The organism is Brevibacterium linens ATCC 9172 (genome assembly GCF_900169165.1).
Taxonomy (GTDB): Bacteria; Actinomycetota; Actinomycetes; order Actinomycetales; family Brevibacteriaceae; genus Brevibacterium; species Brevibacterium linens.
The window spans coordinates 332,428-350,229 of the sequence record NZ_FXYY01000001.1; the positions used below are offsets into that span (position 1 = coordinate 332,428).

The window sequence follows — 17,802 nt, forward strand, 5'->3', positions numbered from 1 at the left end:
CGACGCGTCGAAACGGGTGTCGAAACCGCAGGCGTCCGCGCGCGACGCGAGCGGTGGTTAGGCTCACCTAGTTTTACGAAACAAATTACGCAACAATATTGTTGTGTTAGTCAAGGAGGTGGATTATGGCTGCAAACGACACGGAAGATCGCCGCACCCGGCAGAGGGTCTTCCAGTCGGTGCTCGACGAAGGGCCGATCACTGCTTCGTCTTTGGCCAAAGCCCTCGAGCTGACTCCCGCGGCGATCCGTCGTCACCTGGACGCGCTGGAGAGCGAAGGCCTCATCGAGGTCCGTGAACTCGCTGGCAAGCAGGCGGGCAGGGGCCGACCAGCCCGGCACTATGTGGTCACGACGGCGGGACACGATTCGGTCAGTCATTCCTACGACGAGTTGGCCGTGAACATCCTGCGCTTCATGGAGGACAAGCACGGCAAGTCGGCTGTGGAGGAATTCACCGAAGACCTCGTCGGCCGTCTGCGGGACCGCCTCGGACCGGAACTCGACAAGCGCGGCGGCACCACAGTGGCGTCGCGCTCACGCGCTCTCGCCGCAGCGCTGACACGGGAAGGGTACGCCGCCTCGGCGACACCGGTTGCGGCCGGGACCCCGTTGGAGGCGATGCAGCTGTGCCAGGGGCACTGCCCGATCCAGGCCGTGGCGGCGGAGTACCCGGAGATCTGCGAAGCGGAACTCGCGATGTTCTCCGACTACCTCGGTGTCGACGTGCGCCGGCTGTCCTCGTTGGCGCAGGGCGACCACGTGTGCACCACCCACATTCCGACTTCGGAACTGACCAGACCACTCATCCACAGCAATGATCGACCTCAAGGAGGTTCACGATGACTGACACAGGAAATCGGATCATCGATGCGAATCCCGAGCTCAAAGACCTCGGGCAGTACGCATACGGTTGGCACGACGAGAACGACGCCGGCGCGACCGCGGAACGCGGCCTGAGCGAGGAAGTCGTCCGCAACATCTCGAAGCTCAAGGACGAACCCGAGTGGATGCTCAAGCGTCGGCTCAAGGCTCTGCGTCTGTTCGACAAGAAGCCGATGCCGAACTGGGGTGCCGACCTCACCGGAATCGACTTCGCCGACATCAAGTACTTCGTCCGCTCCACCGAGGGGCAGGCGACGTCCTGGGAGGACCTGCCCGAGGACATCCGCAACACCTATGACAAGCTCGGCATCCCCGAGGCGGAGAAGCAGCGCCTCGTCGCCGGTGTCGCCGCACAGTACGAGTCCGAGGTCGTCTACCACCAGATCAACGAAGAGCTCGAGGCTCAGGGCGTCATCTTCATGGACACGGACACCGGCCTGCGCGAGCACCCGGAGATCTTCGAAGAGTACTTCGGGTCGATCATTCCCTCCGGCGACAACAAGTTCGCCGCACTCAACACCGCTGTCTGGTCCGGCGGCTCGTTCGTCTACGTCCCCAAGGGCGTCCACGTCGAGATCCCGCTGCAGGCCTACTTCCGCATCAACACGGAGAACATGGGCCAGTTCGAGCGCACGCTCATCATCGCCGACGAGGGTTCCTCGGTCCACTACGTCGAGGGCTGCACCGCTCCGATCTACAAGACCGACTCGCTGCACTCGGCCGTCGTCGAGATCATCGCGAAGAAGGATGCGAAGGTCCGCTACACGACGATCCAGAACTGGTCGAACAACGTGTACAACCTCGTCACCAAGCGCGCCATTGCCGAAGAGGGCGCCTCCATGGAATGGGTCGACGGCAACATCGGCTCGAAGGTGACCATGAAGTACCCGGCCATCTGGCTCACCGGTGAGCACGCCCGCGGTGAGACGCTGTCCGTGGCCTTCGCCGGCGAGGGACAGCACCAGGACACCGGCGCGAAGATGATCCACGCTGCTCCGCACACCCATTCGTCGATCGTGTCGAAGTCCGTGGCCCGCGGCGGCGGCCGTGCCGGCTACCGCGGACTCGTCCACGTGCACCCGGGCGCCGAAGGCTCGTCGAACAACGTCCTCTGCGACGCCCTGCTCGTCGACAACGTCTCCCGTTCGGACACGTACCCCTACATCGACATCCGCGAAGACGACGTCACACTCGGCCATGAGGCCACCGTGTCGAAGGTCAGTGAGGATCAGCTCTTCTATCTCATGTCCCGCGGAATGGAGGAGACCGAGGCGATGGCGATGATCGTGCGCGGCTTCGTCGAGCCCATCGCACGCGAGCTCCCGATGGAGTACGCCCTCGAACTCAACCGCCTCATCGAACTGCAGATGGAAGGCGCGGTCGGCTGAGACCCGACCCAGCGCCCACTGCACTCAAAGGAGTAAATCTGTGACTGATACCACCAATCCGCTTGGCCTTTCGGAGCACTCGCACGGTTCCGAGGTCCAGGTGCCCGATTCGAAGCGCGATGCGCGCACACGCAGCTTCGATGTCGCCGACTTCCCCGTGCCCACCGGCCGGGAGGAGGAATGGCGCTTCTCTCCCGTCCGCAAGTTCAGCGAGTTCTTCGAGGACACCGCCACCGAGGCGACGCTGAAGTTCGAGTCGGATCTGCCCGCGGGCCTGTCCGTCGAGGAGATCTCGCTCGAGTCGGCTCAGGAACTGGGCATCCTCGAACCCGAGGACCGCGCCGCGGCCGTCGCCGCCAACCGCGCTTCCGCGGTGACGCACTATTCGATCCCCGCGGACACCGAACTCGACCGGGCCGCGATCATCCACGCCGACGGCACCGGTGAGGCACTCGGCCACGGCCATGTCGTCATCACGGTCGGAGCGAACTCGAAGGCGACCATCGTCGTCGAACACGAGGGACTGGCCCGGTACTCCGAGCTCGTCTCCCTCGTCATCGGCGATGGTGCGGACGTGACCTTCGTATCGCTGCAGCTGTGGGACGACGGCTCTCAGCACCTCGGTCAGCACGATGCGATCGTGGGCAAGGACGCGAAGTTCAAGCACATCCACATCACCCTCGGCGGCGACGTGGTGCGCCTGAACACGAACGTGCGCTACTCGGCAGCCGGGGGAGAGGCCGAACTGCTCGGACTCTACTTCGCCGATGCCGGTCAGCACCTCGAGCACCGCACCTACATCGACCACAACACGCCGAAGGCCCAGTCGAACGTCCACTACAAGGGCGCTCTGCAGGGCAAGGACGCGCGCAGCGTGTGGATCGGCGATGTGCTCATCCGTCCCGAAGCTCTCGACATCGACACCTACGAGCTCAACCGGAACCTCATCCTCACCGATGGCGCCCGGGCCGACTCGGTGCCGAACCTCGAGATCGAGACCGGCGACATCGCCGGTGCCGGTCACGCCTCCTCGGTGGGACGCTTCGATGAGGAGCACCTGTTCTACCTGATGAGCCGCGGCATCCCCGAGGACGTCGCCCGTCAGCTCGTGGTCCGCGGATTCTTCAACGAAGTGATCCAGAAGATCCAGGTCCCCGAGATCGAGGACGTGCTCAACGAACGCATCGAAGACGAACTGTCCCGGAGCGTTCTGTGACCATGATCGACGTGGCGGCCACCGACGAGGTGGCTCCCGGCGGCACCATGCGCATCGAGGTCGGCGAGTACGAGATCTGCATCGCTCGCGACTCCGACGGCACGATCCACGCCATCGACGACCTGTGCACCCACGGTGAGGTGTCGTTGGCCGAAGGAGACGTCGAGGACTGCACCATCGAATGCTGGCTGCACGGCTCGCAGTTCGACCTGACGACCGGCAAGCCGGTGAATCCGCCGGCGTTCGAACCCGTCGCGGTCTATGACTGCAAAGAGATCGCCGGCCGCATCCTCGTCGACCCGAACACCACCCTGAACTGACCTCAAGACCGAAGAAGAAGGATCATTATGTCCACTCTCACAATCGAAGACCTGCACGTCGGTGTCAACACCGATACCGGTCTCAAGCCCATCCTCAACGGCATCAACCTCGTCATCAACACGAACGAGACCCACGCCATCATGGGCCCCAACGGCTCCGGCAAGTCGACCCTGGCCTACGCCCTGGCCGGCCACCCCAAGTACGAAGTGACCTCCGGTTCGGTCACCCTCGACGGTGAGGACGTCCTCGAGATGTCCGTCGACGAGCGTGCCAAGGCTGGACTGTTCCTGGCCATGCAGTATCCCGTGGAGGTTCCCGGCGTGACCGTGACGAACTTCCTCCGTTCGGCCAAGACCGCCATCGACGGTGAAGCTCCGAAGCTGCGCAACTGGACCAAGGACCTCAAGCAGGCCATGGAGAACCTCCGCGTCGATCCCGCCTTCGCTTCGCGCAACGTCAACGAAGGCTTCTCCGGCGGTGAGAAGAAGCGGCACGAGATCCTGCAGCTCGAGATGCTCAAGCCGAAGTTCGCCGTCCTCGACGAAACCGACTCCGGTCTCGACGTCGACGCCCTGCGCATCGTGTCCGAAGGCGTCAACCGCGTCAAGGACGCCACCGACGTCGGCATCATGCTCATCACCCACTACACGCGCATCCTCAACTACATCAAGCCCGATCACGTCCACGTGATCATCGAGGGCAAGGTGGCCGAGGAAGGCGGACCGGAACTGGCCGAACGCCTCGAGAACGAAGGCTACGACCGCTTCTTCCAGAAGGCCTGATGTTCTCACGTCTGAGGGGCGACTTCCCGATCCTCGATGTGAGGGTCGGGGAGTCGCCGCTGTCGTATCTCGACTCGGGCGCGACATCGCAGAAGCCGCAGTGCGTCATCGACACCTTCGTCGAGTACTTCCAGCAGCGCAACGCCGCCGTCCACCGGGGCGCACACTCCCTGGCCGTCGAGGCCACGGACGCCTTCGAGAACGGTCGGATCGCGGCTGCCGGACTCGTCGGCGGGACACCGGAGCAGGTGTGCTGGACGAAGAACGCCACCGAGGCGCTCAACATCGTGGCTCTCGGCATGGATCGGGCCAGCCACGGCTTCGGGGGAGACGACGCAGAGCGCTTCGCTCTCGTCCCCGGTGACTCGATCGTCGTGACCGAGATGGAACATCACGCGAATCTCGTGCCGTGGCAGCAGCTGGCCGCCTCCACGGGAGCACAGCTGCGCTGGCTGCCGGTCACCGATTCCGGTGAACTCGATCTGACCGACCTCGACGCGATCGTCGACGAATCGACGAAGGTGCTTGCGTTCACGCACGTCTCCAACGTCCTCGGCACGATCAACCCGGTCGACCGCCTCGTCGAACGGGCCCGCGCCGTCGGAGCCTACGTCGTGCTCGACGCCTGCCAGTCCGTACCGCATATGCCCGTGGACTTCGTCGACCTCGACGTCGATTTCGCCGCGTTCTCCGCTCACAAGGCGCTCGGCCCCACCGGTCTGGGTGCGCTGTGGGGCAAGCCGGAGCTGCTCGACGCTCTGCCGCCGGTGCTCACGGGCGGATCCATGATCACCACGGTGACCATGGAAGAGACCGCGTTCATGCCCGCTCCGCAGCGGTTCGAGGCCGGCACTCAGCCGGTCGCCGAGGTGGCGGCCTTCGCGACCGCGATCGGCTACCTCACCGAGGTGGGGCTGGACAATGTTCTCGAGCACGAGAAGGAGCTCGCCCGCGTCCTCCTCGACGGGATCGGGCAGATCCCCGGAATCCGCATCCTCGGCGAGGCCGAGGACCGGATCGGGACGGTGGCCTTCGACGTCGACGGCGTGCACGCCCACGACGTCGGACAGTATCTCGACTCGCAGGGCATCGCCGTGCGGGTGGGCCACCACTGCGCTCAGCCGCTGCACCGCCGCTTCGGGGTCACCGCCTCGACGAGGGCGAGCACGTATCTGTACAACAACGTCGAAGACTGCACCCGCTTCCTTTCTGCTCTGGCGGAAGTGCGGCCCTTCTTCGGAGTCGCCTGAGGAGGGGAGCGAACCGATGAGCACACAGATGCAGCAGCTCTACCAGCAGGTCATCCTCGACCAGTCGCGGGCACGCATCGGCAACACCGAACTGCTCCGTGACGCAGCAGAGTCACCGCACGGACATTCGCATCAGGTGAACCCGACGTGCGGCGATGAGATCGAGCTCGAGACCGAACTGCGTGAGGACGGCACGATCGCGGTGCGGTGGGCCGGTGACGGCTGTTCGATCTCGATGGCCTCGGCCTCGGTGCTGTCCGAACTGGCCGCCGATTCGTCCGTCGCACAGATGCTCGAGATCGAAGGAGCGTTCCACGAACTCATGCATTCTCGTGGGACAATGGAAGCGGATGAGTCGATACTCGGGGACGCCGCGGCGTTCACCGGAGTGTCGAAGTTCCCGGCCAGGATCAAATGCGCTCTCCTGGCGTGGGTGGCGTTCAAGGACGCACTCAACCAATCACAAGCAGCTCGTGAGGAGAAACACAATGCCTGAAGTCATTGACGCACCGCAGAATGCCAGCGTCGACGAAGTGCGTGAAGCGATGATGGACGTCGTCGATCCCGAGCTCGGTGTCAACATCGTCGATCTCGGCCTCGTGTACGGACTCTCGGTCGAAGACGACGGCACCGCCGTGATCGAGATGACCCTGACCTCGGCGGCCTGCCCGCTGACCGACGTCATCGAGGACCAGACCGCACAGTCGCTCGAGGGAATCGTGCCGGCCTACCGGATCAACTGGGTCTGGATGCCGCCATGGGGTCCGGAGAAGATCACCGAGGACGGCCGCGAACAGATGCGCGCCCTCGGATTCAACATCTGAACTCGTCGTCGACTGAGTCGAACAGACGGTCGTCCCCGCGGGGACGCGGACGATCACATCGCCGAGGCGGGGCGACCTGAGAAGGTCAGCCCCGCCTCGGCGATTGTCGTCCGATCCGGCACTCGTCTCCGGTCAGGGTCGCGGAGATCACCGCCCCGCGGACCGTGAACCAGGCAGCGGCGTGAAAGAATGGAATCCGACTTTCCAAGGAGAACCATTGACGATCATCGCTGCCGCCGACGGATCCGCGCTCGGCAATCCCGGACCCGCCGGGTGGGCCTGGTACATCGACGACACCTCCTGGCACGCCGGCGGGTGGAAGAACGCGACGAACAACCGCGGTGAGCTCATGGCCGTCCTCGACCTGCTCCAGTCGACCGCGGACAGCGACGACGAGCTCAAGATATACTGTGATTCGCAGTACGTCATCAACGCCCTGACCAAATGGATGCCGGGGTGGAAACGCAAAGGGTGGAAGAAAGCCGATGGAAAAGAAGTCCTCAACAAGGACCTCTTAGCGTCTCTCGATGAGGAACTGAGCGGGCGGACTGTCGAGTTCGAGTGGGTCAAAGGACACAACCACCACGAACTCAATGAGGCTGCCGACGTTCGCGCCCGCGCGGCAGCCACCGCCTTCCAGAAGGGCACGCCCGTGCCGGAAGGCCCCGGATACGTCCCCGCGGGGACGTCGACCGCGACGGCGGGCGAACAGGCAGACAACCCGGCGGAACCTGTTGCTCAGGACGACGTTTCCGTCGCGCCCGTGGCCGCAGCAGCCGGGCCGGACACCACTGCCGTGTCCTGCCGTGTGCCGTCCTCAGTCGCGGATGAACTCGTCGCCCGGGCCCAGGCCCGCGGCATCCACCCCCAAGAATTTCTGGCCGAACTCATCGGCCGCAGTTTGGAGACAGAATGATTCAGGCCTCAGGCCTCGAAGTCGCCGTCGGCGCCCGCACCCTCATGTCCGAAGTGTCCTTCCGCGTCGACAAGGGCGACCGGGTCGGTCTCGTCGGCCGCAACGGCGCCGGCAAGACGACTCTGACCAAGGTGATCATGGGCGGACACCCGGCCCAATCCGGATCCGTGTCGATCTCCGGCACCGTCGGCTATCTGCCCCAGGATCCGCGCAGCGGTGACCTCACTGCCACCGGCATGGAACGCATCCTCTCGGTGCGTGACCTCGACGTCCTCGTCAAGCGCCTGCGCAAGGCCGAACGGCAGATGGCCTCACCGGACGAGAAGGTGGCGACGAAGGCCATCGACCGCTACCCGCGCATCGAAGCGGAGTTCATCGCGGCCGGTGGTTATGCCGCCGAATCCGAAGCCTTCGCGATCGCTGCGAACCTCGGCCTCGACGAGTCGCTGATCAGCCAGGAGATCGGGACGCTCTCCGGCGGTCAGCGTCGCCGTGTGGAACTCGCCCGGATCCTGTTCTCGGCCCCGGATACGATGATCCTCGACGAGCCGACGAACCACCTCGATGCCGAATCCGTGCTGTGGCTGCGCGACCACCTCAAAGCCTACTCCGGTGGTCTGATCATCATCAGCCACGACCTCGATCTCATCGACGAAGTGGTCAACAAGGTCTTCTTCCTCGACGCCACCCGTCAGACCATCGACATCTATTCGATGGGCTACCGGCTCTACCTCAAACAGCGTGAGGACGATGAGCGGCGTCGCCGCCGCGAACGTGCCAATGCCGAGAAGAAGGCCGCGGCGCTCAACGCTCAGGCGAACAAGATGATGGCGAAGGCGACGAAGACTGTCGCCGCCCAGCAGATGGCCAAGCGCGCCGACCGTCTGCTCGCCGGTCTCGAGGACGAACGCGCCACGGAGAAGGTCGCGAATCTGCGCTTCCCGGCCCCGGCCGACTGCGGACGTGTGCCGCTGACGGCCGAGGGACTCTCTCGCAGCTTCGGTTCGACCGAGGTGTTCACCGGTGTCGATCTCGCCATCGACAAGGGCACACGAGTCGTCGTACTCGGCTACAACGGTGCCGGAAAGACGACGCTGCTGCGACTGCTGGCCGGACTCGACGACCCCGACTCCGGAGAAGTCGTGCCCGGACACGGTCTCAAGCTCGGCTACTACGCACAGGAACATGAGACCCTCGACCTCGAGCGCACAGTGCTGGAGAACATGTCGCGGAACTCCCCGCATCTCGATGACACCGCGGTGCGCAATGTGCTCGGATCGTTCCTGTTCAGCGGTGACGATGTGCACAAGCCTGCCGGAGTGCTCTCCGGCGGAGAGAAGACACGTCTGGCGCTGGCCACGCTCGTGGTCTCGAGTGCGAACGTGCTGCTGCTCGACGAACCGACGAACAACCTCGATCCCGCCTCCCGCGAGGAGATCCTCTCAGCGATCCGCCGCTACGAAGGTGCGATCGTGCTCGTCACCCACGATGAAGGTGCGGTGTCCGCGCTCGATCCCGACCGTGTGCTCCTGCTGCCCGACGGCGACGAGGATCTGTGGAACGACACGTACCTCGACCTCGTCACGCTCGCCTGAGGCGATTCACCGCACTCGGCTGATCGGCTCACTGAGTGCGGAAGCGCTCCTCGAACTGGGCATCCTCGTCGGCTTCTGCCTGCCCGCGCACGGTGGGCGAGGCCCAGCGATTGCGACCGTAGCGGCTGCCCGGCTGGCTGATCTTCGCCCCCGCATCGAGCGCGGCCTTGTCGATGACGACCATGTCATTCTCGGCGGCAGCGCCGTGTTCGACCGCCTCGGCGGCGGCCTTGCGCTCACGACGGGCAGAGATGATCACGGCGATGATGATCATGATTCCGAATGCGAACCACTGGAGCATATAGGACAGGTGGTTGCCCGGATCGAGCTCGGGCATCGGCAGCGGGGTCAGTCCTTCTTCCGGGGCACCTCCGGTCTCCGCCGGTGAGGCCTCGACGTAGACATGCGAATAGGCGTCATCCATTCCGGGAATGCGCGCGGGATCGATGGCACGGATGAGGCCCTTCGGGTTCTCATCCTCGGACCCGTCCTGAGCAGGACGCAGGTGAGCGACCACGGTCTGCTCACCCTGCGGCGCCGGCGGCACGGAATCCTGTTCGGCGGTGAAGCCGCGGACGACGGCGATCGTGGGACCGCCGCTGATCTCGAACGGGGTCACCACATAGAAGCCGGGTTCGTCTCCGACTGTGCGGTTGCGCGCGAGGACGGTGTCGGAGTCGGAGAATTCACCGGTCAGCTCCACCTGGGTCCACTCATCGGTGGTGCCCAGCGTGGAATCCGGTGTCGAGAGCACCGAGGTGATGTCGACGGGGTCGGCGGAGTAGTTAGCGGTGATCGTCGCGATCTCCTGCTCGCGCTGATCGCGGCGGTCCTTTTGCCACAGGGCGAGGAACACGCAGGCGATGATGACGATGATCGCCATGGCGATGTATTTGAGCCAGCGTGCGGAGAAGAGGAAGGAATAGCGGCTCAACCTGCATCCTCTGGTATCTCGTCGACGGAGACGTCGGTGATGAAGAAGTCGCGCAGCGTCAGGAAGTCACGCAGATAGACGAGATGCTCATCACAGGCCAACCACGTCTTCTTCCTCTCCGGGGTGTGGACGCGGGGGTTGTTCCACAGCAGGGCCCGGGTCGCGAACGCCCGGCATTCCTTCGCGGAGCACTGAAGCTGCTCGCTCAAACCTGGTCCCTCCTGTCCTCGTCGTTGTCGTCGACGGTCTCACCTCGGACGGTTTCGCCCGGGATGGTCTCGCCCCGGATCGTTTCGTGCTGGTGATCCGCGCCTGGATCGGTCGCGTCAGGGGCGCCGACTCCGGGATCTGCGCCGCCTCGGGAATCTGCGTCGCCGACCGTTTCCTCCTCGACGGTCTCCCCGTCGAGGGTGTCGCCGGAGATCGTCTCACCGCGCGCCGGCGGCAGCTCCGCCAGCGGGGCCTGATCAAGCAATGCGGAGCGATCATCGCTGGTGCGTTCGCGGCCCGCATTGGCGAAGATCACCGCAGGGTAGGGGAGGACGACCGCACCTGCCACGCAGATCCACATGAGGATGTGCAGGTCGGCGACGAAAGCGAAATAGGCGGCCACGAAGCAGACCGTCCTGATGCCCATGGTGATCGAATACTTGATGATCCGGGACCGCATATCGTCATCAAGGGCGGTATCTGCCGTTGTGATCTGCTGAGCGTGTCTGACCATATCCTTCTTCGATCGATGACTGCCAAACATGATACTCGTCCTTTGTGAGAGTCGTATCCATCGGCCGAAGAACAGGATAGGTTTGTCCACGACAGATGTGAAGAACACAGTCGATCAACAGGAGACCAACGTGTCAGAACCACGCACAGTCCTCGTCACCGGCGGCAACCGCGGAATCGGCCGCACCATCGCCGAGGAATTCCTCGCCCAGGGGGACAAGGTGGCCGTCACCTCCCGCAACGGTCAGGCCCCCGAAGGTGCTCTCGCCGTGGCCGCCGATGTCACCGACAGCGAATCGATCGATCGGGCGTTCACCGAGATCGAGGAGAGGCTCGGGCCTGTCGAGGTCGTCGTGGCCAATGCCGGAATCACCGCCGACAATCTGCTCATGCGGATGAACGATGACGAATTCGAATCCGTCATCGACACGAATCTCACCGGTGCCTTCCGCACCGTCAAGCGCGGAATCACCGGGATGATCCGAGCGAAGAAGGGCCGCATCGTCCTCATCTCGTCGGTGTCGGGACTCTACGGCGTCCCCGGCCAGGCGAACTACTCGGCGTCGAAGGCCGGACTCGTCGGCTTCGCCCGCTCCATCACCCGCGAGGTCGGCTCCCGCGGAATCACCGCCAATGTCGTCGCCCCCGGCTTCATCCGCACGGATATGACCGATGAGCTCAGCGAGAAGCAGCAGAAGGAATACCTCTCGACGATTCCGGCCAAGCGCTTCGCCGAGGCCGACGAGGTCGCCAAGGTCGTCCGCTGGGTGGCCTCCGATGAAGCCGCCTACATCTCCGGTGCCGTCATCCCCGTCGACGGCGGACTGGGAATGGGCCACTGATCCAGACGGCACCGGGCCGGCCACAACCGGATCCTGGGCCGCAGACGATGCGGCCTGGCCGGGCCACAACCCGTAGACTTCGATACAGAGACACCGCCCGAAGCGGCGTCATGCACACGCAACCACCTTCCTTTCGAAAGGACCACCATGGGAATTCTTGACGGAAAGCGCATTCTCGTCACCGGCGTGCTCACCGAGGCGTCGATCGCCTTCGCCGCTGCTCGCATCGCCCAGGAGCAGGGAGCCGAGGTCATCCTCTCGAGCTTCGGCCGCCAGATGAAGATCACTCAGGTGATCGCCGAACGTCTGCCGCAGACCCCGCAGGTCATCGAACTCGACGCCACGAACGAAGAGGATCTGAACGCCCTGCCCGAGCGCCTCGGCGGCAACATCGACGGAATCGTCCACGCCATCGCCTTCGCCCCGAAGGACGCCCTCGGCGGGGTCTTCCTCGACACCCCGTGGGACTCCGTGTCCGCGGCTATCCACGTCTCCGCGTATTCGCTCAAGGCCATCGCCGTGGCCGCGAAGCCCGTGCTCAACAAGGGCGCCGGAATCGTCGGGCTGACCTTCGATGCGACGATCTCCTGGCCGGTCTACGACTGGATGGGTGTGGCCAAGGCCGCCTTCGAATCGACCGCCCGCTACCTCGCGAAGTACGTCGGCGAAGACGGTGTGCGCGTCAACCTCGTCTCGGCGGGACCGCTGAAGACCACCGCCGCCACCTCCATCCCCGGTTTCGGAACGCTCGAAGACATGTGGGGCGACCGCGCACCCCTGGGTTGGGACCAGAAGGACACCACCCCTGCCGGCAAGGCCATCGTCGCTCTGCTCTCCGACTGGTTCCCCGCCACCACCGGCGAGATGATCCACGTCGACGGCGGATTCCACTCCACCGGAGCCTGAGACAGCCCATGCCTGTGCTCATCCTCGCCCGCCACGCCAAGGCGGAAGCGCATGGTCCCACCGATTTCGAACGGTCCCTGGATGCGAAGGGCCTGGCTCAGGCCGTCGAGGCCGGAGCCGAGATCGCCGAGCGCTGGTCACCCGATGTGGCCATCGCCTCGGCAGCCCGGCGCACCGTGCAGACCGGTCAGGCCGTCGTCGAAGCGGTCAACCGCGCTTATGGCCGAAACCTTGACGAACCGGGTGGGCTGACCTTGCGTGAGGATCCCTCGTTGTACTCCGGGTCCGTCGAGGACTGGCTGGATGCGATCAATTCGATTCCCGCGGATGCGCAGTGCGCGTATATCGTGGGCCACCAGCCGACCGTCGCCGAGGTGGTCGGTCACCTCAATCCGGAAGGCGGGGTTCCGGATGCGTTCCGTCCCTCCTCGATCGCGGTCTTCGACCTCGAGGGCTGGGACGTGGAGCCGGGACACTATCCTGCCCCGCAGATCAGAGTCTTCCACGGAGTCTGAGCACTCCGTCTGACCGACGCGATCCAAGACGCCTGTGGCGCTGACGAACCGTTCGTCAGCGCCACAGGCGTCTTCGGTCAGTCAGCGGTCTATGGCACCGGTGCCACGCCCTCGAAGGGATCGCTCACCCGTCTGCACGGGCAGCCACAAGATCGATCACGGCTCGCAGGTCACGTGTCTCCACGGACGCGTCTGCTGCGGCGACGAGAGCCGGCTTCGCACAGAAGGCGACTCCGAGACCGGCGGCCTCGATCATGCCGATGTCATTGGCGCCGTCCCCGACCGCCACCGAGGCGGCACGATCGTATCCGCCGGCAGCGAGCAGATCCTCGAAGATCTCGGCCTTGGCGCTCGGGTCGATGACACGGCCGTTCGTCCGCCCGGTCAGCTTCCCGTCGTCGATGTCGAGTCCGTTGGCGAAGACGTCGGTGATGCCCAGCTGTGCGGCGACGGGAGCGATGATGGCGGTGAAGCCGCCGGAGACCAAGGCCACCTGACCACCTGAGGTGTGCACCGCCGAGACCAGGTCGGCGGCCCCCTCGGTGAGGGTGATCTGCTCCCGCACCTCATCGAGCACGGTCTCCGGCAGCCCGGTCAGCAGGGCGACTCGTTCGGCCAGGGATTCGGCGAAGTCGAGCTCACCGGCCATGGCGCGTTCGGTGATGTCGGCGACCTGGTCTCCGACCCCGGCATGGGCGGCGATGAGGTCGATGACCTCTTCGTTGATGAACGTCGAGTCGACGTCCATGACGAGCAGCTGGACGGGAATCTGGGAGGCGGTGGCTTCAGGCGTCTCATTCACCCCTTCATCGTAGCCACAGCCATGATGTAGTCCGCGGCAGCGGGGTGCAGCTGAGACAGCAGCGCTCCGAACTCGGCCGGCGCGACCGTCGCAGGGGCGAGCACGCTGCGCATCCGGTGGTGGATGTCGAGGGCGGCGTAGATCGCTCGGGAATCCGCCTCGGTGGGGATGAGTCGGGAGATCGGATGCAGCGTCGACAGCTCCTCCTGCCAGTCGCGCCACGGTCCCTGCTGCCAGTCCTCGGGGACGTCGATGGTCTCGATGAGGCGCAGCCCTTCCATCACCAGCAGCCGCAGCCGCCGCAGCGCCTCCGGAGCGGTTCCGACCGTGACGGGGCGGAAGATGGTGGGCGCACACGCGAGGATCTCGACGTTCGCCTCGGCGCCGATGAGGGCGATCGCCGCCTGTTCGTCGCCGCGGTGGAGGACGACGGGGGCGGTGTGGCGTCCGACCTTCGTCCGGGCGGCGCGATCGACCGGGGGAGTCGTGTGCGACAGGGATGGGTGGTGGAGCGCCAAGCGCGCATGGGTGATTCCGGCGGCGGCCGCCTCGGCGATGAACAGGAGCAGGCCGGTGGGGACGGACGAGGCGAAGACCTCATCGGCGACGATGAGAGGAACATCACGGTCATCGTCGAGGAAGGCAGAGGTCACCTCGTCAGGGGGCAGGGTCGAGCGCAGTCGGTGGTTGAGTGCCAGGGTCAGCAGCAGTGAGTCGGTCGTCAGGTCCATGTCGAACCAGGATAGACGGCTCGACTGCGATAGAGTCTGAGGATATGAGTGAAGTCCTGAATCTGGATTCTGTGTCCGTGCGCCGGGGGACCAATTTCCTCCTCGACGATTTCTCGCTGACCGTCGCCGAAGGCGAGCACTGGGCGGTGCTCGGACCCAACGGTGCGGGCAAGACGACCCTGCTCGAACTCGCGGCCGGTCGTATGCATCCGACGAAGGGGACCGTCAGCATCCTCGAGGAGCAGCTCGGGCGCGTCGACGTGTTCGAACTGCGGCCGCGCATCGGCTATGCTTCGACGATTCTGGCCAACCGCATTCCCAGTTCAGAAGCGGTCCTCGACACCGTGCTCACCGCCGCGTACGGCGTCACCGGACGCTGGGTGGAGGAATACGAGCAGGACGACATCGACCGCGCCCGCGATCTGCTGGCCGCGTTCCACATCACACATCTGGCCGATCGCACCTTCGGCACACTGTCCGAGGGTGAACGCAAGCGAGTGCAGATCGCGCGTGCACTCATGACCGACCCGGAGCTGCTGCTGCTCGACGAGCCGGCCTCCGGACTCGACTTCGGCGGGCGTGAGGAGCTGCTCGGTGCGCTCTCGGAGATCCTCTCGTCGAAATGGGCGCCGGCCACGATCATGGTCACCCATCATGTCGAGGAGATCCCGGAGGGCATCACGCATGTGCTCCTGCTGTCCGAGGGCACCGATCTGGCCGCTGGTCCGATCGAGGAGACCCTGACGGCGGAGAACCTTGCGGCGACCTTCGGCATCGACGTCAAGCTCACCCGGGACGGTCAGCGCTACCACGCACGTTCCGCCCTCTGAGCATGGAGTTCCTGGCGAATCTGAGCCTTGAGCCGTGGCAGATCCTCCTGGTCATCGTCGCCGGAATCGCTGCGGGAGGCATCAACGCCGTCGTCGGCTCCGGAACGCTCATCACCTTCCCGGCGCTCGTCGCCTTCGGAGTACCGCCGGTGGTGTCGACGATGAGCAACGCGGTGGGGCTCATCCCCGGCAACATCGCCTCCTCGTTCGGATACCGTGAAGAGCTGCGGGGGCAGTGGAAGCGGATCCTCGGATTCGTTCCCGCCTCTCTGCTCGGGTCGCTGACCGGGGCGTATCTGCTGCTGCACCTGCCCGAGGACGCGTTCGAGACGATCGTGCCGGTCCTCCTCGTCGTGGCTCTGATCATGGTCGTGGGGCAGCCGTATCTCTCCCGCTACCTGAAGAGCCGGTCCCTGCGCCGTGCCGAGGCCTCCGGGGTCGAACATCGGGCCGCCTCGGCGGGGGATCGCCTGTCCACCGGCCGGTACATCGCCGTGCTCACCGTCGTCTTCCTCACCGCAATCTACGGCGGCTACTTCGCGGCCGCCCAGGGCATCATCCTCATCGCCCTGCTCGGTCTGCTGCTGCCCGATGATCTGCAGCGACTCAATGGGCTGAAGAACGTCCTCGTCCTCGTCGTCAATACGGTTTCGGCGAGCACGTACATCATCGTCGGCCACGACCGGATCAACTGGATCGCCGTCGTCTGCATCGCCATCGGCTCCCTCATCGGCGGGTACTACGGCGCCCGTATCGGGCGGAAGTTCTCGCCGGTGCTGCTGCGCGCCGTGATCGTGGCCCTCGGCCTCGTGGCGATCTGGAGGATCCTCACACTGTGAACGGAAGTGCGCTGTGAATACTCCGGCCAAGGCTCCCATGACTCGGCAGCAGATCATCGACCGGTCCGCTGAACTCGGGATCGCCGTCGAACGTCTGCGCTTCTTCGACGAAGCAGATCTGGCCGTCGGCGGCTTGGATGAGATGCGCGACTATACGCAGCTGACCGATGTCGCCCTGCGCAGCGTGCGCGAACCGGCCGAGGGGCTGTTCATCGCCGAATCCTCGAAGATCATCCGCCGCGCTCATGCCGTCGGAATGCCGCCCCGGTCGTTCCTGACCAGCCCGAAATGGCTGTTCGACTTGGCCGACATCATCTCTGAAAGCGATGTGCCGATCTTCATCGGCACGGATTCCGCGGTCGAAACACTGACCGGATTCCACCTCCACCGAGGTGCGCTGGCCGCGATGGCCCGACCTGTCCTTGCCACGGTCGCCTCCCTGATCGCCGATGCCAGGCGCCTCGTCGTCATCGAGGACATCGTCGATCATACGAACGTCGGTGCCATCTTCCGCTCTGCGGCAGCATTCGGCGCCGATGCCGTGCTCGTGACCCCGCGCTGTGCCGATCCGCTCTACCGCCGGTCGATCCGCGTGTCGATGGGCACGGTCTTCCAAGTCCCATGGACCCGCGTCGAGTCCTGGCCCGCCGGGATCGCTGAGCTCCAGGACGCCGGATTCCATGTGGCGGCTCTGGCGCTCGATGATGATTCGGTGAGCCTGCGCGAGTTCGCCGCCACCGCACCCGAGCGCACCGCTGTCGTCTTCGGCACCGAAGGCGACGGACTGAAGAGATCGACGATCGCCGCCTGCGACTCGACCGTGATGATCCCCATGAGCGGGGGAGTGGACTCCCTCAACGTTGCGGCCGCCTCGGCGGTCACCTGCTTCGCCCTGCAGGACGAGCGAATTGTGTCATCAGCGCACTCTAACGTGTCCTTATGAGCAATTCGATTGAGCTGTATACGACCGCTGACGGTGACACCGCGCTCGAGGTGGGCACTGATTCCGATACCGTTTGGCTGACACGGCATCAGCTTTCGCATCTGTTCGGACGTGATGTGAAGACGATCGGCAAACATATCAACAACGCTCTGCGGGAGGAACTCGACGGTGAGCCAACTGTCGCAAAATTTGCGACAGTTCAAAAAGAAGGCGCCCGAACCGTCACACGTATGGTTGAACACTACAGTCTCGACATGGTCCTGTCGGTGGGATTTCGAGTGAAGTCGTCGGAAGGAGTGCGATTTCGCCGTTGGGCAAACGATGTCCTTCATCGCTATGCGATCGAAGGAGCCGCCGTCAACCAACGGCGGTTGTCAGAATTGGGAAAGATTGTCAGCGTGCTGACGAGGTCGCAGGACGAATCGGTTGCGGGGGGGGGGTGCCCCTATGTTTTAAGTCAAGGGGCAACGACTAGTTTCTTCAAGAATATTCGGTAGGAGTCGAAAGGCAGGGATGATCGGTCTGGGAACCAGCTCCCGGACTGATCTGGTACTCCGCTAC

22 protein-coding genes are annotated in these 17,802 nt (G+C 64.6%); 17 read left to right on the plus strand and 5 right to left on the minus strand.

All coding sequences use genetic code 11. The features are described 5' to 3' along the window. Positions 1 to 125: 125 nt before the first annotated feature. The 10 genes from BLIN9172_RS01430 (at position 126) to BLIN9172_RS01475 (ending at position 9,176) form a co-directional block, all read left to right on the plus strand. Complete coding sequence (locus BLIN9172_RS01430) at positions 126 to 845, plus strand: helix-turn-helix transcriptional regulator (protein WP_101553523.1); 720 nt, start codon at positions 126 to 128, stop codon at positions 843 to 845. Next, positions 842 to 2,272, plus strand: a complete 1,431-nt coding sequence (gene sufB, locus BLIN9172_RS01435) for a Fe-S cluster assembly protein SufB (protein ID WP_101553524.1) — start codon at positions 842 to 844, stop codon at positions 2,270 to 2,272. The genes BLIN9172_RS01430 and sufB overlap by 4 nt, the downstream gene beginning before the upstream one ends. A gap of 40 nt (positions 2,273 to 2,312) precedes the next feature. Next, complete coding sequence (sufD, locus tag BLIN9172_RS01440) at positions 2,313 to 3,488, plus strand: Fe-S cluster assembly protein SufD (RefSeq protein WP_101553525.1); 1,176 nt, start codon at positions 2,313 to 2,315, stop codon at positions 3,486 to 3,488. Beyond that, positions 3,485 to 3,808, plus strand: a complete 324-nt coding sequence (locus tag BLIN9172_RS01445; RefSeq protein WP_101553526.1) for a non-heme iron oxygenase ferredoxin subunit — start codon at positions 3,485 to 3,487, stop codon at positions 3,806 to 3,808. The genes sufD and BLIN9172_RS01445 overlap by 4 nt, the downstream gene beginning before the upstream one ends. 27 nt (positions 3,809 to 3,835) lie before the next feature. After that, positions 3,836 to 4,591: a Fe-S cluster assembly ATPase SufC gene (gene sufC / locus BLIN9172_RS01450; protein ID WP_101553527.1), complete on the plus strand. Its 756-nt coding sequence runs from the start codon at positions 3,836 to 3,838 to the stop codon at positions 4,589 to 4,591. Next, positions 4,591 to 5,841: a SufS family cysteine desulfurase gene (locus BLIN9172_RS01455; protein WP_101553528.1), complete on the plus strand. Its 1,251-nt coding sequence runs from the start codon at positions 4,591 to 4,593 to the stop codon at positions 5,839 to 5,841. The genes sufC and BLIN9172_RS01455 overlap by 1 nt, the downstream gene beginning before the upstream one ends. A gap of 16 nt (positions 5,842 to 5,857) precedes the next feature. Continuing rightward, a complete protein-coding gene (sufU, locus tag BLIN9172_RS01460) occupies positions 5,858 to 6,337 on the plus strand; it encodes a Fe-S cluster assembly sulfur transfer protein SufU (RefSeq protein ID WP_170286861.1) in 480 nt (159 codons plus the stop codon). Continuing rightward, positions 6,330 to 6,665, plus strand: coding sequence for a metal-sulfur cluster assembly factor (locus tag BLIN9172_RS01465; protein WP_025778421.1), 336 nt, complete (start codon positions 6,330 to 6,332; stop codon positions 6,663 to 6,665). The genes sufU and BLIN9172_RS01465 overlap by 8 nt, the downstream gene beginning before the upstream one ends. Before the next feature lie 217 nt (positions 6,666 to 6,882). Then, positions 6,883 to 7,581, plus strand: coding sequence for a ribonuclease H family protein (locus BLIN9172_RS01470; protein WP_101553529.1), 699 nt, complete (start codon positions 6,883 to 6,885; stop codon positions 7,579 to 7,581). Further along, positions 7,578 to 9,176, plus strand: a complete 1,599-nt coding sequence (locus tag BLIN9172_RS01475) for an ABC-F family ATP-binding cassette domain-containing protein (RefSeq protein WP_101553530.1) — start codon at positions 7,578 to 7,580, stop codon at positions 9,174 to 9,176. The genes BLIN9172_RS01470 and BLIN9172_RS01475 overlap by 4 nt, the downstream gene beginning before the upstream one ends. Before the next feature lie 28 nt (positions 9,177 to 9,204). On the opposite strand, the gene BLIN9172_RS01480 is transcribed toward BLIN9172_RS01475, so the two are convergent. From BLIN9172_RS01480 to BLIN9172_RS01490, 3 genes are read right to left on the minus strand one after another with little or no spacing between them, the layout of a single operon-like run. Next, complete coding sequence (locus BLIN9172_RS01480) at positions 9,205 to 10,110, minus strand: SURF1 family cytochrome oxidase biogenesis protein (RefSeq protein ID WP_101553531.1); 906 nt, start codon at positions 10,108 to 10,110, stop codon at positions 9,205 to 9,207. Beyond that, positions 10,107 to 10,319, minus strand: a complete 213-nt coding sequence (locus BLIN9172_RS01485; protein ID WP_025778416.1) for a hypothetical protein — start codon at positions 10,317 to 10,319, stop codon at positions 10,107 to 10,109. The genes BLIN9172_RS01480 and BLIN9172_RS01485 overlap by 4 nt, the downstream gene beginning before the upstream one ends. Beyond that, positions 10,316 to 10,834 carry a DUF3099 domain-containing protein gene (locus tag BLIN9172_RS01490; protein WP_101553532.1) on the minus strand — a complete coding sequence of 173 codons (519 nt, stop codon included), beginning with the start codon at positions 10,832 to 10,834 and terminating at the stop codon, positions 10,316 to 10,318. Before BLIN9172_RS01490 ends, BLIN9172_RS01485 begins: the two co-directional genes overlap by 4 nt. Positions 10,835 to 10,964: 130 nt before the next feature. Between BLIN9172_RS01490 and BLIN9172_RS01495 the strand changes: the two genes are divergently transcribed. From BLIN9172_RS01495 to BLIN9172_RS01505, 3 genes are all read left to right on the plus strand, one after another. Further along, the gene (locus BLIN9172_RS01495) at positions 10,965 to 11,675 is read left to right on the plus strand and encodes a beta-ketoacyl-ACP reductase (RefSeq protein ID WP_101553559.1); all 711 of its coding nucleotides are present in this window, start codon (positions 10,965 to 10,967) and stop codon (positions 11,673 to 11,675) included. A gap of 147 nt (positions 11,676 to 11,822) precedes the next feature. Next, a complete protein-coding gene (fabI, locus tag BLIN9172_RS01500) occupies positions 11,823 to 12,581 on the plus strand; it encodes an enoyl-ACP reductase FabI (RefSeq protein ID WP_025778413.1) in 759 nt (252 codons plus the stop codon). A gap of 8 nt (positions 12,582 to 12,589) precedes the next feature. Then, the gene (locus tag BLIN9172_RS01505) at positions 12,590 to 13,096 is read left to right on the plus strand and encodes a SixA phosphatase family protein (protein ID WP_101553533.1); all 507 of its coding nucleotides are present in this window, start codon (positions 12,590 to 12,592) and stop codon (positions 13,094 to 13,096) included. Positions 13,097 to 13,220: 124 nt separating this feature from the next. On the opposite strand, the gene serB is transcribed toward BLIN9172_RS01505, so the two are convergent. Together serB and BLIN9172_RS01515 are read right to left on the minus strand one after the other, a co-directional pair. Beyond that, positions 13,221 to 13,898, minus strand: a complete 678-nt coding sequence (serB, locus tag BLIN9172_RS01510) for a phosphoserine phosphatase SerB (RefSeq protein ID WP_101553534.1) — start codon at positions 13,896 to 13,898, stop codon at positions 13,221 to 13,223. Next, positions 13,895 to 14,629: a hypothetical protein gene (locus BLIN9172_RS01515; RefSeq protein ID WP_101553535.1), complete on the minus strand. Its 735-nt coding sequence runs from the start codon at positions 14,627 to 14,629 to the stop codon at positions 13,895 to 13,897. Before BLIN9172_RS01515 ends, serB begins: the two co-directional genes overlap by 4 nt. Before the next feature lie 44 nt (positions 14,630 to 14,673). Between BLIN9172_RS01515 and BLIN9172_RS01520 the strand changes: the two genes are divergently transcribed. The 4 genes from BLIN9172_RS01520 to BLIN9172_RS01535 are packed head-to-tail and all read left to right on the plus strand — an operon-like array spanning position 14,674 to position 17,738. Next, positions 14,674 to 15,459: an ABC transporter ATP-binding protein gene (locus tag BLIN9172_RS01520; RefSeq protein WP_025778409.1), complete on the plus strand. Its 786-nt coding sequence runs from the start codon at positions 14,674 to 14,676 to the stop codon at positions 15,457 to 15,459. 2 nt (positions 15,460 to 15,461) lie between these two features. Continuing rightward, the gene (locus BLIN9172_RS01525; protein WP_025778408.1) at positions 15,462 to 16,298 is read left to right on the plus strand and encodes a sulfite exporter TauE/SafE family protein; all 837 of its coding nucleotides are present in this window, start codon (positions 15,462 to 15,464) and stop codon (positions 16,296 to 16,298) included. Positions 16,299 to 16,335: 37 nt separating this feature from the next. Beyond that, positions 16,336 to 17,241 (plus strand): TrmH family RNA methyltransferase, encoded by a 906-nt coding sequence (locus tag BLIN9172_RS01530; protein ID WP_101553536.1) that lies wholly within the window; start codon positions 16,336 to 16,338, stop codon positions 17,239 to 17,241. Continuing rightward, positions 17,238 to 17,738, plus strand: a complete 501-nt coding sequence (locus tag BLIN9172_RS01535) for a virulence RhuM family protein (protein ID WP_101553537.1) — start codon at positions 17,238 to 17,240, stop codon at positions 17,736 to 17,738. Before BLIN9172_RS01530 ends, BLIN9172_RS01535 begins: the two co-directional genes overlap by 4 nt. Positions 17,739 to 17,802: the final 64 nt, after the last annotated feature.